Source organism: Luteimonas granuli (genome assembly GCF_007795095.1).
GTDB lineage: Bacteria > Pseudomonadota > Gammaproteobacteria > Xanthomonadales > Xanthomonadaceae > Luteimonas > Luteimonas granuli.
Genome location: NZ_CP042218.1, coordinates 1,385,202 through 1,399,641, shown reverse-complemented (window position 1 = coordinate 1,399,641; position 14,440 = coordinate 1,385,202). Strand labels below are relative to the sequence as shown.

Genomic DNA, 14,440 nt, shown 5'->3' with positions numbered 1-14,440 from the left:
TCGTCAGAAGCCCTTGACCGCCTGGAGGTGCAGCTGCCGGTAGCCGTAGTTCGTGCCGTCGCCGACCGGCGTGTTGCTGTAGAGCAGATGCATGCGCAGGTACCAGTCGCTCGAACTGCGCGGGCTTTCCACCAGCACCTCGGCCAGGCGTGCGGCGCGCCAGTCGGCGCCGGATTCGCGCTGGCGCCCGACGCCCGCGGCGGCCGAGTACAGCCATCCACCCCGGAAGCGGCGCAGCCGCAACATCGGCAGGATCTCGTCGAAGCGCCGCGGCGAGTAGTAGTCCAGCTCGCGCGGATGGCTGTTGTGGAAGCTGCGCGCGCGCACCTGCAGCCCGAGACCCTGGTCGGGCAGCAGCGGCAGCGAGTACGTCGCCCGCAGGTGGCTGCGCAGGTTGTCGCCCGGGAAGTCCTGGAGGCCGGCGAGCAGCGTGACCTGCTGTCCTCGTCCGCCCAGCGGGACGTCGAGCGCGGCGCCGGCGAAAGTCACGTAGCGCCCGTCGCGCCCTGCGCGGGTCTCGAGCACGTCGCGCTCGACGAAGTACTCCTGTCGCCACCCCTGGTCACGCACCAGCGATGCGCGACCCAGCAGCGTCTGGCCGTCGGTGCCGATCCTGCCGTCCCAGGCCAGATGGTCTCGGCCGCCGGCGAAGGCGATGTAGGCGCGGTGATCGGTCCAGCCGCTCTCCCCGACCGGCCTGAAGCGCGCATGTTCCAGCACCAGCCCGAGGTGGTTTCCCGCATCGTCGTAGCGCGCATATGCGGAGACCGCGGTCTTCGCGATCGTGGTGTCCTCGGCGTCGTCGGACGCGAAGACCTCGATTCCGCCGGCCGCCGGCGGCGCGGCCTGGACCGCGGATGCGGCCATCGGAGCCAGCAACGCCAGCCACAGCGCCGCGTGCGCTGCGAAGCCCGTGCGCGCGCTCATTTCGTTCCCCAGCTCTTGCGCAGGCCGGCGAGTTCGGAGATGTAGCCCCAGACGCAGACCGGTTGCAGGACCATCGAATACCCGAGCACGTAGATGAAGAAGCCGCGCAGGTTCCTGCGCACCTTCAGGTCCTGGCGTTTGAACATCCAGTGCTGGGTGCGGAAGATCAGCGCGTTCCAGAGGATCGCCAGCGGCAGGACCAGCAGGGTCATGATGCCGACGATGTGGTAGTACCCGAACAGCGCCGCGATGACGCCGGGGATGAACACCAGGGTGTAGACCACGTCCAGCGGCAGGAAGAACAGGTTCCACCAGATGAAGAGCAGGCTCAGCCGCGGCTTCAGCAGCAGCCTCGGACTGGCCCGGAACGCCTCGATCAGCCCTCGCGACCAGCGCTTGCGCTGCCGTGCGAACTGCGCGAACGTGTCGGGCACGTTGGTGAACACCACCGCGTCCTCGCAGTAGCCGATGCGATAGCCACGCTCCAGCAGCGCCCAGGACACCACGATGTCCTCGCCGACGCTCTGCGGCCAGCCGCCGACCTCTTCGAGCGCGGTCCGCTCGTAGATCGAGAACGCGCCCTGGGCCACCAGCGTGCCGTGGTACATGCTCTGCATGCGCTTGACCGCGGCGATGCCGTGGAAGTAGTCCCACTCCTGCACCCGCGTGAGCCAGTTCTGGCGCGAGTTCCTCGCCAGCACCGCGCCGGCCACCGCCCGGGTGCCGGGAGGGTCGGACAGATAGCGCTCCACGAGCTGGGCCATGGCGTCGCGGTACACCCAGGAATCGCCGTCGACGGTGACCACCAGTGCATCGGTCGTCATCGCCAGGCCGCGGTTGAGCACGCCCGCCTTGCCGACGTTGCGCTCGCCGCGGACCACGCGGAAGGAGTGGCCCGGCCTCGGCTCCGCCGCGGCGATGGCCGCCTCCGCGCGCTCGACGGAGTCGTCGGTGGAGCCGTCGTCGAGTACCAGCACCGTCATCGGGCCCGGGTAGTCCTGCCGCGCGAGGCTGGTGACCGTATGCTCGATGTTCGCGCCTTCGTTGTAGCAGGCCACCAGCACCGTCACGGCCGGATACTGGTCGGGCCGCCGCCGCGGGGGACGGCGGTCGAGGAGGATGGTGGAAATCAGGAAGCCGTTCATGAAGCCCGGGACATAGGCGATGAACGTGATCATGCCGATGGCCAGCGGCCGGCCGACCAGGCGCGACAGGTCGGACAGCCAGGGCAGTGACAGCCGGATGCTCAGCAGCGTCCAGGCGATCGCGATCGTGAGCGCGAGACCGAATTTCAGCGGAACGGGCAGATAGAAACCACGCCTGGACGCGGATTGTGGCGGCTCGGTCGCCGGCTCCAATGGCCAGGCGGGGCGGGTTTCCTTGTTCACCGGTCGTGCTTCCTTGTGGGCAGGTGCAGGCCAAGGACTGACCTTGAGCGTCAGAAAACGCCGCGAGGTAGCCCCTGGATTCCGCCACTTCGCTGCCGGATGCAGCAAAGGGCGGCGCACATGCCCCAAAAAGAAGCACAAATCGTGCCACTCGTCACATATTCAGGGGGCTTGTCCGGGCTTTACAGTTTGTTTACAACAGGGCAGCCGGCGGTCCGGAGGGGGACAACGGCCCGGCTTTCCAACAACCAGGAGAGCGTCATGACCATGCCACCGCGTTGCGCGCTCGCAGCCGCCATCTGCGTCGCGCTCCCGTTTGTCGTTCCCGTCGCTTTCGCACAGGACCAGCCCGATCCCACCACCCTGGACAGGGTCACCGTCACCGGCTCGCGCATCCGTCAGTCCGAACTCGAGACCCATGTTCCCGTGCAGGTCCTCACCCGCGAGGCCATCGACCGCAGCGGCTTCAAATCGGTCGCCGACGTGGTGCAGAACCTGACCGCCAGCGGTGCCGGCCTCAACACCAAGTTCAATTCCAGCGGCAACTTCGGCTTCCCGCCCGACGGTGGCGGCGTGGGCGCGGGTGCGGCCACGGTCGACCTGCGCCACCTCGGCCCCAAGCGCGTGCTGGTGCTGGTGGACGGCATCCGCTGGATCAACGAATCCTCGGGCTCCGGCGTGGGCTCGGCGGTGGACCTCAACACCATCCCGCTGGCGCTGGTCGACCGCATCGAGGTGCTGGAGGACGGCGCCTCGTCGATCTATGGTTCCGACGCCATCGCCGGCGTGGTCAACATCATCACCCGCAAGAACGTGCAGGGCGGCGACGTCGAGCTGCACTACGGCACCTACGAGGACCTCGGTGGCGACACCTGGGGCGTCGACATGGGCTATGGCGGCGGCACCGACCGCCTGCAGTGGTTCGTCGGCGGCTCGTACTTCAAGCAGGAAGAGGTGTCCTCGCTGGAATACGGTCCGTCCAGCGTGCCGGTGCCCGGCACCGGGCTGGCCAACGGCAGCTCCGCGACGCCGCAGGGCCGCTTCGTCTTCCTCGATCCCAACACCGGGCTGGTGCACAACCTGACCACGAACACGGGCGCCACCGCGCCGACCTTCGTCCCCGGGCAGGGCTGCGCCCGCACCGACGACTTCCACTGCTTCACCACCGCCGACCGCTTCAACTTCGCGCCCTACAACCTGCTGCTCACGCCGTCCGAGCGCAAGACGGTGTTCGGCCAGGTGCGCTTCGCGTTCAACGACAACATCGGGGCCCACGCGCGCGTCCTGTACAACGAGCGCGAGTCGGCCAACCAGGCGGCGCCGGAACCGTTCTTCCTCGGCACCGATGCCGGCATCTACAACCACTGGGGCGAAAGCTCGCTGGTGATCTCGGCGCTGAACCCGTACAACCCCTTCGGCTTCGACCTGACCACCGTCGGCCCCGATGCGAACCTGTTCCTGCTCGGACGCCGCCCGGTCGAAGGCGGCCCCCGCCGCTACCGGCAGGACGTCGAGACCTGGTACGTGGCCGCGGGGCTGGACGGCAGCTTCGACGTCAACGCCCGTCCCTGGAGCTGGGACGTGAACGTGGTGCGCAGCGAGAGCAAGGCCGAGCAGACCAACCTCGGCAGCTACAACCTGCGCCGCATCAACGAGGCCCTGGGCGATCCCGCCGCCTGCGCGGCGATCGCCGGATGCGTGCCGCTGGACCTGTTCGGCGGCGCCGGTACCATCACCCCGGAGATGCTGGCCTTCATCCAGCCGGTGGTGCGCGACGAGAGCGAGAACACGCTGACGCTGGCATCGGCCAACGTCACCGGCGCGCTGGCGCAGATGCCGGCCGGTCCGCTGGGCTTCGCCGCCGGCTACGAGTACCGCAAGTACGAAGGCAGCTACCAGCCCGACCCGATCACCGTGGCCGGCGAATACAACGGCGTGCCCTCGGGCCCCACCTCGGGCGACTACGACGTCAACGAGATCTACGTCGAGCTCGCGGTGCCGCTGTTCGCCAACCCGGAGCGCGGCAACGCGCTGGACATGAGCATCGCCGGCCGCTACTCCGACTACTCCACCTTCGGCGGCGAGAGCACGGGCAAGCTCGGCCTGCGCTGGCAGCTGGCGGACGAACTGGTGCTGCGCGGCTCGTTCGCGCAGGGCTTCCGCGCACCGTCCATCGGCGAGCTGTACGGCACGCTGTCGCGCTTCGACGCCACCCTGGTCGATCCCTGCTCCGGTGCCGCCAACGCGGTCCTTCCGGAGTGCGTGGCACAGGGCGTGCCCGCGGACTACGTGCAGACCAACTCGCAGATCTCGGTGGTGACTTCGGGCAACGCCAACCTGCAGCCCGAGACCAGCCGCAGCCTGAACCTGGGTGCGGTGTGGAGCCCCGCGTTCGCGACCGGCACCGCCTGGTCCGAGCGCATGGACCTGGGCCTGACCTTCTACAAGCACACCATCGACGACGCCATCCAGGCACCCGACGCCCAGGCGATCCTCGAGCGCTGCGTGTTCCAGGCCGATCCGTTCTCCTGCGCCTCGTACGACCGCAGCGACCGCGGCCAGATCGTGCGTTTCGACGACATCCTCGACAACCTCGGCACCATCCGCACCGACGGCTGGGACTTCAGCCTCGGCTGGCTGCTGCCCGAGCAGTCCTGGGGCCAGCTGCGCTTCGACGCGAAGGCCACGTTCGTGAGCGAATTCGAGCTCGTGAACGAGTCCGGCCAGGCCGAGCCGCGCGGGCCGGGCGTGGAGGTCAACGACAGCGCGATCCCCGAATGGACGTCCACGCTGTCGACGCAGTGGAGCATGGGCCCGTGGGCCCTGGCCTGGAACATGCGCTACATCGGCGAACTGCGCGAGTCCTGCGGCGGCGCCAACGGTTTCCCGATCTGCGACGACAGCGTCGCCGACCGCAACCGCATGGAGGCCACCACCTACCACGACCTGCAGGCGTCCTGGAACAGCGATGCCTGGCTGCGCGGCCTGCGCTTCGTGCTGGGCGTGAACAACCTCACCGGCGAGGACCCGCCGATCTGCCTGAGCTGCTCGCTCAACGGCTACGACGCGTCCACCTACGACCTGCCGGGGCGGTTCTTCTACGCGCGGGTGGGGCTGCGGTTCTAGATCGCGACGGAAGGCTGGCCGGCGCGGACTCCGCGCCGGCCGGGCTCAGTCGGTCCGCAGCGAAATCCGGGCGATCCGCTCGACGACGCCGCCCATCGCGGCGGCCGCCTCGTCGAACAGATCGCCATCGGCCGTGGCCATGACGCCCTCGAGGACATCCGCCAGGGCCTCCAGCGGCTTCTGCGCATCGACGAGCAAGTGGCGCGGATCCTCGTCGGACTCGCCAGCCGTGCCCGGCCAGGCTGTCTCCAACCCTGGAACGGCGCCGGCGACCCGCGGCTGCGGCGACCCGGGGACGGGACGCTCCAGAAGCTGCGCGCTCGCAACGTCGCCCGCACGCTTCAGCCGCGCCGCCAGGGCGGAGTGTGCTGCCGCGATGGCCGCTTCCTGCCGTGCCAGGAAATCGCGCAACGTCTCGACCGAGTCGAGCTGCGGCGGCCCGGGCCGCGTGGGACGACGCTCCCGGTGGTAGGCCCGACGTCGCCATCGGCGCAGCAGCGCCGCGTGCCGAAGCTCTTCCGCGCCGAGCTTCTCGGCTTCCGCCCTGGTCTGCTCGTTTTCGGCGCGGGCGGCCAGGTAGGCATAGAACGAGAACGCGCGCTCCTCGTTCTCGACCGCCACCGCGAAGGCCCTGTATGGCGTGAGCAAGGCGCTCCCGGCGATGTCTTCCCAGGAGCTGGACAGGTCGGCCGGCAGCCGCCACTCGAAGTCGCCTGACGCGGGACCTGGCTCTCCCACCGAGGCCGCCCAGCGATCCACGGCCACCACATGGCGACGCTCCTCGTCCAGCATCACGCGGAAGGCGAGGGCGGTTGCGGGTTCGCCGCGACGGTCCATCAATCCGGCGAGCAGGGCGTAGCGACGGACCGCTTCGTCCTCGATGGCCTTGGCGATACGCACCAGCGTGGCCATGTTGACGACGTCGATGTCGGGATCGTCCCGAAGAAGTGATCGCCGCCGCGTGGAGTGCTGGCGCCAAGGCCGATCCGCGTCGCGCCTGTCGGTGCCGAGGGAAAACGGTTCGTGCAGGCCGCGGTCGGAAGGGGTTCCACCCATTGCAGGCACCTCGCCTATACTGGCCCGAAGCCATCCGCGCCTGGCGGTCGCGGTGGACCAGCGCCAATCATCCCACATGTGTCGCGGGGGTAGATGTGAGCGATCCGGCTAGCGTTGCGTGGCGTGCGGTCCTCGCCATCTTCCTGTTCGGCGCGCTTTCATGGCAGCCGGCGGCCGCGCAGTCCCGGGCGACTTTCGACACCTTCGTGGACCAGGTCGCGCCAGGTGAGCTCGTGCCCGGAGCCGATCGCTTCGGGCCCACCCGACAGTCGCCGCCTGTCGCGCAGGTCTTCCGGGGCGACCAGCTGGTCGGCTACGCCTACCTGAATTCGCAGTACGTCAACGCGGACGGCTATTCCAGCAAACCCATCCACGTCCTCGTCGGGCTGGACACGGCCGGCACCATCGTCGGCGTCAAGCTGGTCGCGCACAGCGAACCGATCGTGCTGATCGGCATCCCCGAGAAGCGTGTCGTCGATTACCTGGCCGTCTTCGTCGGTTACAACCCGTTGAAGGCGGCGGCCGAAGGGACGGGTCCACCGCGCGTGGACCTGGTCAGTGGAGCCACGGTGACCGTGCTGGTGATGGGAGAGAGCGTCACCCGTTCGGCCGTGAGGGTGGCGCGGCTGCTTGGCCTGGACGGCGGCGGCACCGCCCCTGCCGCGGCAGCGGCGCGCGTCCTCGACCCGGAGGCCGGCACCGTCGCAGGTTGGCGGCAGCTGCTCGAGGAGGGCGCGGTCAAGCACCTGTCCCTGACCGTAGGCGATGTCAACCGCAGGTTCGCCGAAGCGGGCGACCCGGCAGCCGTGCGGCGCCCGCAGGCAGGCGCGCCGGACGATCCGTTCATCGACCTTTACGTGGCCCTGGTGTCGCAGCCGGCGATCGGGCGCAGTCTGCTCGGCGAGAGCGAGTACGCAAGCATGCTGGGGATGCTCGCCCCCGGCCAGCAGGCCATCCTGGTCGCGGGCGACGGCATCTATTCCTTCAAGGGTTCCGGATACGTGCGCGGCGGCATCTTCGACCGCATCGAACTGATCCAGGGCGCCGAGACGATACGCTTCCGGGACCAGCTGCATCGGCGCGTCGGATCGATTGCCGCCGCGGACGCGCCATCGCTGCAGGAAATCGGGATCTTCATCGTTCCGGAAGGCAGCGAGTTCGATCCGGCCCAGCCCTGGCGCCTCCAGCTGCTCGTTCAACGGGCGACCGGCGCGTTGAGCAAGGCCTTCGTGTCGTTCGATCTCCCGTATTCGATTCCGGCCCGATACACCCGGGCTGCCGCCCCACCGCCGGAAGCGGGCGCCGCAACCGCGCCTGCCGCGCGGGACGCGGCCGAAGCACCATCCGGGTCCGGCCTGGCCGCCACCGATGCGGGCGCATTCCTTGAAGAGGACACGGATCCGCTGTGGAAGCGGATGTGGCGGAGCAAGGTCGCCGCCATCGCCATGCTTGGCGTGATGCTCGTCGCGTTGACCCTGGTCTTCTTTTTCCAGGACGCACTGGTCAGGCGCGAGAAGCTGTTCGACCGGATCCGCCTGGCGTACCTCGTGACGACCCTGTTCTGGCTGGGCTGGGTCGCCCAAGCGCAGCTTTCCGTGGTCAACGTCCTGACGTTCACGACCTCGCTGCGCTCGGGATTCAACTGGTCTTCGTTCCTGATCGATCCCCTGATCTTCATCCTGTGGTGTTCAGTGGCGGTGGCGCTGCTGTTCTGGGGGCGCGGAGCGTTCTGCGGCTGGCTGTGCCCGTTCGGTGCACTGCAGGAACTGACCAACCGGGTGGCCAGGGCGCTGAAGGTTCCGCAGCTGAAGATTCCGTGGGGCGTCCACCAGCGCCTGTGGCCGATCAAGTACATCATTTTCCTCGGCCTGTTCGGCGTCTCGCTGGGATCCCTCGCCTTCGCCGAGCAGCTGGCGGAGGTCGAGCCCTTCAAGACGGCGATCGTTCTCCGCTTCATGCGCGAGTGGTGGTTCGTGCTGTTCGCCGTGGCGCTGATCGTCGCCGGGCTCTTCGTCGAGCGCTTCTTCTGTCGCTACTTGTGCCCGCTCGGCGCGGCGCTCGCGATTCCGGGGCGCCTGCGGATGTTCGACTGGTTGAAGCGCTACCGCGAATGCGGCAATCCCTGCATGCGCTGTTTCAAGGAGTGCCCGGTGGAGGCGATCCATCCGGAGGGCCACATCAATCCGAACGAGTGCATCTCGTGCCTGCACTGCCAGGTGCTGTACCACAGCGACACGAAGTGTCCGGTCAAGATCCAGCGTCGGCTCAAGCGCGAGCGGCGCGAAGCAACCGGAAGATCGATCCCGCTTGCAGTGATGCCCGCAGGCGGGGAACAGTCCGCAGCAACCTGAGCCTGCTGCGCATGGAACGATTTCCAGAGTGGAGAAGTGAAGATGGCTGACGACAAGAACAGATCGATCCACCAGGCGGCCGACGAGCCTGCGGTAACGGATTCAGGCAGAAGGGCGGTGCTGACGGGCGGCGTGACGCTGGCCGCGGGTGCCGTGGCAACCGGCCTGCTGACGGGCTGCGGGGACAGGAGCGCGCCGGGCAACGGGACCGCCCAGCCAGCCGGCTCCGCACCTGCCGGCGGCAGGACGGGCGCGTCGGCCGCCCTGGCCAAGGCGCATATCGCACCGGGAGAACTCGACGAGTACTACGGCTTCCTGTCGGGCGGCCAGAGCGGAGAACTGCGCATCCTGGGCATGCCTTCGATGCGCGTGCTGATGCGGATCCCGGTGTTCAACCGCTGCAGCGCCACCGGTTGGGGTCAGACCAACGAAAGCCTCAAGGTCCTTACCGAAGGACTGACCCCGGAGACGAGGAAGTACCTCGAGCGCCACGGCGGCACGTACGTCAACGGCGATCTGCACCATCCGCACATGTCGTTCACCGGTGGCGCCCACGACGGCCGCTACGTGTACGTGAACGACAAGGCCAACACGCGGGTGGCGCGCATCCGCTGCGACGTCATGAAGTGCGACAAGATCCTCGAGCTGCCGAACCAGCACACGGTCCACGGCATGCGCCTGCAGAAATTCCCGAAGACCGGCTACCTGTTCTGCAACGGCGAGGACAGCGTTCCGATCCCCAACGACGGCTCGGACCTGGAGAACACGAAGGAATACCGGAGCATGTTCACCGCGGTCGATGGCGAGACGATGCAGGTCGCCTGGCAGATCATCGTCAGCGGCAACCTGGACAACGTCGACTGCGATTACCAGGGGCTGTATGCCTTCTCCACCTGCTACAACTCCGAGGAAGGCGTGACGCTCGCGGAAATGACGTCGGCCGAGCAGGACTGGGTTACGATCTTCGACATCAAGGCGATCGAGGCCGCGGTCAGGGATGGCAAGGCGCAGATGATCGGGGGCGTTCCGGTTCTCGACGGTCGCAAGGACATGGGTTCGCCGTATACCCGTTATGTGCCGGTGTCCAACAGCCCGCACGGCATGAACACGGCACCCGACGGCATCTACGCGGTCGCGAACGGCAAGCTGTCGCCGACCTGCACCGTGTTCGACGTACGCAAGTTCCCGGATCTCTTCGCCGGCAGGATCGAGCCGCGCGACACGGTCGTGGCGGAACCGGAACTCGGCCTGGGTCCGCTGCATACCGCGTTCGACGGCCGCGGCAATGCCTACACGACCCTGTTCATCGACAGCCAGATCGTCAAGTGGAACATCGAGAAGGCGGTGCGGGCGTTCAACGGCGAAGACGTCGACCCGATCATCCAGAAGCTCGACGTGCATTACCAGCCGGGCCACAACCACACCTCGATGGGCGAGAGCAACGAGGCCGACGGGAAGTGGCTGATGTCGCTGAACAAGTTCTCCAAGGACCGGTTCCTCAACGTGGGTCCGCTGAAGCCCGAGAACGACCAGCTGATCGACATCTCCGGCGACGAGATGGTCCTGGTCCACGACGGCCCTTCGTTCGCCGAGCCGCACGACATCGAGATCATCCACCGATCGAAGGTCAACCCGGTCCATGTCTGGGACCGCAACGACCCCATCTTCGAGGACGCGCGGAGGCAGGCCGAGGCGGATGGCGTCAACCTCGCCGCCGCCGCCCAGGTGATACGCGACGGCAACAAGGTCCGCGTCTACATGACCTCGGTCGCGCCGACGTTCAGCCTGACCGAGTTCAAGGTCAAGCGCGGCGATGAAGTGACGGTCTACGTGACCAACAACGACACGGTGGAGGACCTGACGCACGGGTTCACCATCGTCAACTACGGCATCGCGATGGAAGTCGCTCCGCAGGCGACGGCCTCGGTGACCTTCGTTGCCGACCGCCCCGGCGTCTACTGGTACTACTGCCAGTGGTTCTGCCATGCGATGCATATGGAGATGAAGGGGCGGATGCTGGTCGAGGCCTAGGCGGATGCCACGCAGGTACCACCTCGCGCGCCTCGTCATCACGGTCTGCACGATGGCGTCCGCGCAGGTGCTTGCCGCCGAGCACCGGGTGACGCCGGGCACACCGCTGCAGCCGGTCGTCGAGGCTGCGGCGCCAGGCGACATCATCCGCCTGGCGCCGGGGCGGCATGCCGGCCCGGTCGTCATCGACAGGACGCTTTCGCTCATCGGCGAGCCCGGCGCCGTGCTGGCCGGGCCCGGCGCAGGCAGCGTGATCACCATCACGGCCCCGGATGTCCGCGTACACGAGCTGGAGGTCACCGGGTCCGGCGTCGACCTGGCGGCGATGGATTCGGCGATCCTCGTGCAGGAATCGGCGCCGCGGGCGGATGTGCGAAAGAACCATCTGGTCGACAACCTGTTCGGCGTTTACCTGCACGGTGCCGGCGGCTCGATCGTGCAGGGCAACGTCATCACCGGGCGCAGGGACCTGCGCATGGCCGAGGCCGGCAACGGGGTCTCGATCTGGAACGCCCCCGGCGCCGAAGTGATCGGCAACACCGTCAGCCATGGCCGCGACGGCATCTACGTCAGGGTCAGCAGGCAGAACACGTTCGAGGACAACACGTTCTCGGACCTGCGCTTCGCGATCCACTACATGTATACCCACGACAGCCGGATCGTCGGCAACAGGTCCCGGGGCAACCACGTCGGCTGGGCCATCATGTTTTCGGAGCGACTGGAGATCCGTGGAAACGTCTCCGTCAACGACAGGGACCACGGCCTGATGTTGAACGCCACCAACGGCTCGCAGGTGATCGGTAACACCGTCCTGGGGGGCGGGGAGAAATGTGTCTTCGTCTACAACGCCAATGCGAACAGGATCGTCGAGAACTGGTTCGAGGGCTGCCCGATCGGCATCCACTTCACCGCCGGCTCGGAGGGCAACACGATGGCCGGCAATGCGTTCGTGGCCAACCGGATGCAGGTCAAGTACGTGGGGACGCGCTACCTGGACTGGGCTTCGGAAGGCCGGGGCAACTACTGGAGCGACAATCCGGCCTATGACCTGGATGGCGACGGCATCGCCGACCGGCCGTATCGCCCCAACGACGTGATGGACGAGATCCTGTGGACCCTGCCGCAGGCCAAGGTGCTGACCAGCAGCCCCGCGGTGCAGATGGTGCGCTGGGCGCAGGCGCGTTTCCCGGCCCTGTATCCGGGCGGCGTCGTGGACAGTGCGCCCCTCATGCGTCCGCCGCGGATGCCCGGGGATGTTTCGCGATGAGCGTCATTGCGCAGTGGAGCGATGTGACGCGGCGATATGGCGACGTGAGCGCCGTCCGCGACGTCACCCTGGCCCTGCATGCCGGCGAGGCCACCGCCCTTGTCGGCCACAACGGCGCCGGCAAGACAACCCTGATCAAGCTCCTGCTCGGGCTCGTCCGGCCCGACGAGGGCCTGGTGCGCGTGGCGGGCGTCGATCCAGCCGGCGCGCGAGGTGCCGAAGCGCGGCGCACCCTCGGCTTCCTGCCCGAGAACGTCGCCTTCCACGGCGCGATGACCGGCAATGAACTGATGTCGTTCTATGCCGGACTGGAAGCGCCACTCGCCGCGCCGGAACCGCGAGCTGCTGTCCATGGTGGGCATCGCGGACGCGGCGGACCGCCGGGTTTCGACGTATTCCAAGGGCATGCGCCAGCGGCTGGGGATCGCCCAGGCCCTGATCGGCGAGCCGCGGCTGCTGCTGTTCGACGAGCCGACCAGCGGCCTGGATCCCGCCTCCAGGATCGACGTGTTCAACACCATCGACATGCTGCGCGGCAGCGGTGCCACGGTGCTGGTCTGTACCCATGCCCTGGCCGAGGTCGAGAACCGGGTGGATCGGGTCGCGGTCATGCATCGGGGCAGCCTGCTGGCGGCAGGCACCCTCGAAGAGTTGCGCGAGGGGATGGTGCCGGACGCCGGGATGAGGCTGCGCGTACGCGAAGGGGAGGCGGCGCGGGTGCTCGAAAGGCTGCCCGCAGGGAGCGAGTGCACCGCGCGCAGCGATGGCGCGCTCGTGCTCAGCGTGCCGGCGACGGAAAAGATGGCGGCACTGCGGGCGCTGGCGGCGATGGAGGAAGTCGAGGACATCGACATCGCGACGCCCGGACTCGAGGATCTTTACCGGCACCTGGTCCAGCAGGAGGCGGCCGCGGCATGAACGTGCTGAAACTCGCGATGCAGGAGGTCCGGGCCGGGCTGCGCAACCGCTGGGTGGTGGCGACCACGCTGCTGCTGGCCGCGCTGTCGCTGTCGCTGGTGCTGCTGGGGAGTGCCCCCACCGGGGCCGTCAAGGCCGATCCGCTCGCGGTCGTCGTCGTCAGCCTGGCCAGTCTCACGATCTTCCTGGTGCCCCTGATCGCCCTGCTGCTGTCCTTCGACGCGATCGTGGGCGAGCAGGAACGCGGCACGCTGATGCTGCTCCTGTCGTACCCGGTGGCGCGCTGGCAGGTCATCGTCGGCAAGGCCCTGGGCCAGGTCGGCATCCTGGGCGTCGCCACGCTGCTCGGTTACGGCGTCGCGGCAGGCGCGCTGGCGGCGGGCAGTGAAACCGGCGCGCCCGCCTGGGGCGCCTTCGCGACGATGGTGGCCACGTCGATCATGCTGGGTGCGGCCTTCGTGTCGATGGGCGTGCTGGCGAGCGCCATCGTGCGCGAGCGAGCGACCGCGGCCGGTCTGGCGGTCGGCATCTGGCTGTTCTTCGTACTGCTCTACGATACGGCCCTGCTGGGCATCCTGGTGGCGGACCAGGGGCAGCGCGTGACCCAGGGTGTGCTGGACGTCCTGCTGCTGCTCAATCCGGCGGACGTCTACCGGATCTTCAACATGACCGCGAGCGACAGCGTGGCCGTCTACAGCGGCCTGGCCGGTCCCGGCAATGCGGCGTCGCAGCCGCCGGCCGTCCTGCTCGCGGTGCTCGCCGCCTGGGTGGTCATCCCGCTGGCGTTCGCGGTGCTCGCATTCAGGAGGAGGCCGATATGAAGACTGTCGGGATGACCTGGGCCGCGGTCGGCCTCGCGATCCTGCTCTCCACCGCCTGCGAGAGGGCCGCGCCGGAGAGCCCTCCGCCCGCGCCCGCCGAAGTCTCCGACGAGGCGACCGGCCACTACTGCGGAATGCTGCTCGCCGACCATGAAGGCCCGAAGGGGCAGATCCACCTGAAGAGCCGGGATGGTCCGATCTGGTTCTCGTCCGTCCGCGACACCATCGCCTTCCTGCGCCTTCCCGAAGAGCCCCGGGACGTGGCAGCGGTCTACGTCAACGACATGGGCCGGGCGAGCAACTGGGACCAGCCGGAGGCGGGTGCCTGGGTGGACGCGCGCGCCGCCTGGTACGTGGTCGACAGTTCCATGCGCGGCGGCATGGGGGCGCCCGAGGCGGTGCCCTTCGCCACGGAGTCGGCGGCCGAGGCGTTCCGCGCCACGCACGGCGGGCGTATCGTCCGACTCGACGACATTCCCGATGCCTACGTGCTCGGCCCGGTGGATCTGCCATCCTCCATGCCGGAGCGCGAGCACGAACACTGAGGAACGGGTC

Annotated in this window: 10 protein-coding genes and 1 pseudogene; 8 read left to right on the top strand and 3 right to left on the bottom strand. The window is 68.2% G+C overall.

What is annotated here, in order from left to right:
* Positions 1–3: 3 nt before the first annotated feature.
* Complete coding sequence (locus FPZ22_RS06385; protein WP_144891433.1) at positions 4–927, bottom strand: hypothetical protein; 924 nt, start codon at positions 925–927, stop codon at positions 4–6.
* Positions 924–2,315: a glycosyltransferase family 2 protein gene (locus FPZ22_RS06380; RefSeq protein WP_246120951.1), complete on the bottom strand. Its 1,392-nt coding sequence runs from the start codon at positions 2,313–2,315 to the stop codon at positions 924–926. Before FPZ22_RS06380 ends, FPZ22_RS06385 begins: the two co-directional genes overlap by 4 nt.
* Before the next feature lie 261 nt (positions 2,316–2,576).
* Between FPZ22_RS06380 and FPZ22_RS06375 the strand changes: the two genes are divergently transcribed.
* Entirely contained in the window at positions 2,577–5,441 is a 2,865-nt protein-coding gene (locus tag FPZ22_RS06375) for a TonB-dependent receptor plug domain-containing protein (RefSeq protein WP_144891431.1), read from the top strand.
* A 45-nt stretch (positions 5,442–5,486) separates the two neighbouring features.
* Here the strand turns inward: FPZ22_RS06375 and FPZ22_RS06370 are convergent, their stop codons facing one another.
* A complete protein-coding gene (locus tag FPZ22_RS06370) occupies positions 5,487–6,353 on the bottom strand; it encodes a ferritin-like domain-containing protein (protein WP_144891429.1) in 867 nt (288 codons plus the stop codon).
* Between the two features lie 350 nt (positions 6,354–6,703).
* Between FPZ22_RS06370 and FPZ22_RS06365 the strand changes: the two genes are divergently transcribed.
* The 7 genes and pseudogenes from FPZ22_RS06365 to FPZ22_RS06335 all read left to right on the top strand — a co-directional run bounded on the left by FPZ22_RS06365 (position 6,704) and on the right by FPZ22_RS06335 (position 14,430).
* Complete coding sequence (locus tag FPZ22_RS06365) at positions 6,704–8,848, top strand: NosR/NirI family protein (RefSeq protein WP_144891427.1); 2,145 nt, start codon at positions 6,704–6,706, stop codon at positions 8,846–8,848.
* Between the two features lie 42 nt (positions 8,849–8,890).
* Entirely contained in the window at positions 8,891–10,879 is a 1,989-nt protein-coding gene (nosZ, locus tag FPZ22_RS06360) for a TAT-dependent nitrous-oxide reductase (protein WP_144891426.1), read from the top strand.
* A gap of 4 nt (positions 10,880–10,883) precedes the next feature.
* On the top strand, positions 10,884–12,146 hold the full coding sequence (locus FPZ22_RS06355) for a nitrous oxide reductase family maturation protein NosD (RefSeq protein ID WP_144891424.1): 1,263 nt from the start codon (positions 10,884–10,886) through the stop codon (positions 12,144–12,146).
* Positions 12,143–12,373 (top strand): annotated as a pseudogene (locus FPZ22_RS14415) (ATP-binding cassette domain-containing protein); the annotation flags it as partial. The gene FPZ22_RS06355 and the pseudogene FPZ22_RS14415, both read left to right, overlap by 4 nt.
* A gap of 73 nt (positions 12,374–12,446) precedes the next feature.
* The gene (locus FPZ22_RS06345; RefSeq protein WP_144893991.1) at positions 12,447–13,064 is read left to right on the top strand and encodes an ATP-binding cassette domain-containing protein; all 618 of its coding nucleotides are present in this window, start codon (positions 12,447–12,449) and stop codon (positions 13,062–13,064) included.
* Positions 13,061–13,885 carry an ABC transporter permease subunit gene (locus FPZ22_RS06340; RefSeq protein WP_144893989.1) on the top strand — a complete coding sequence of 275 codons (825 nt, stop codon included), beginning with the start codon at positions 13,061–13,063 and terminating at the stop codon, positions 13,883–13,885. The genes FPZ22_RS06345 and FPZ22_RS06340 overlap by 4 nt, the downstream gene beginning before the upstream one ends.
* On the top strand, positions 13,882–14,430 hold the full coding sequence (locus FPZ22_RS06335; protein ID WP_210412718.1) for a nitrous oxide reductase accessory protein NosL: 549 nt from the start codon (positions 13,882–13,884) through the stop codon (positions 14,428–14,430). The genes FPZ22_RS06340 and FPZ22_RS06335 overlap by 4 nt, the downstream gene beginning before the upstream one ends.
* Positions 14,431–14,440 lie beyond the last annotated feature (10 nt).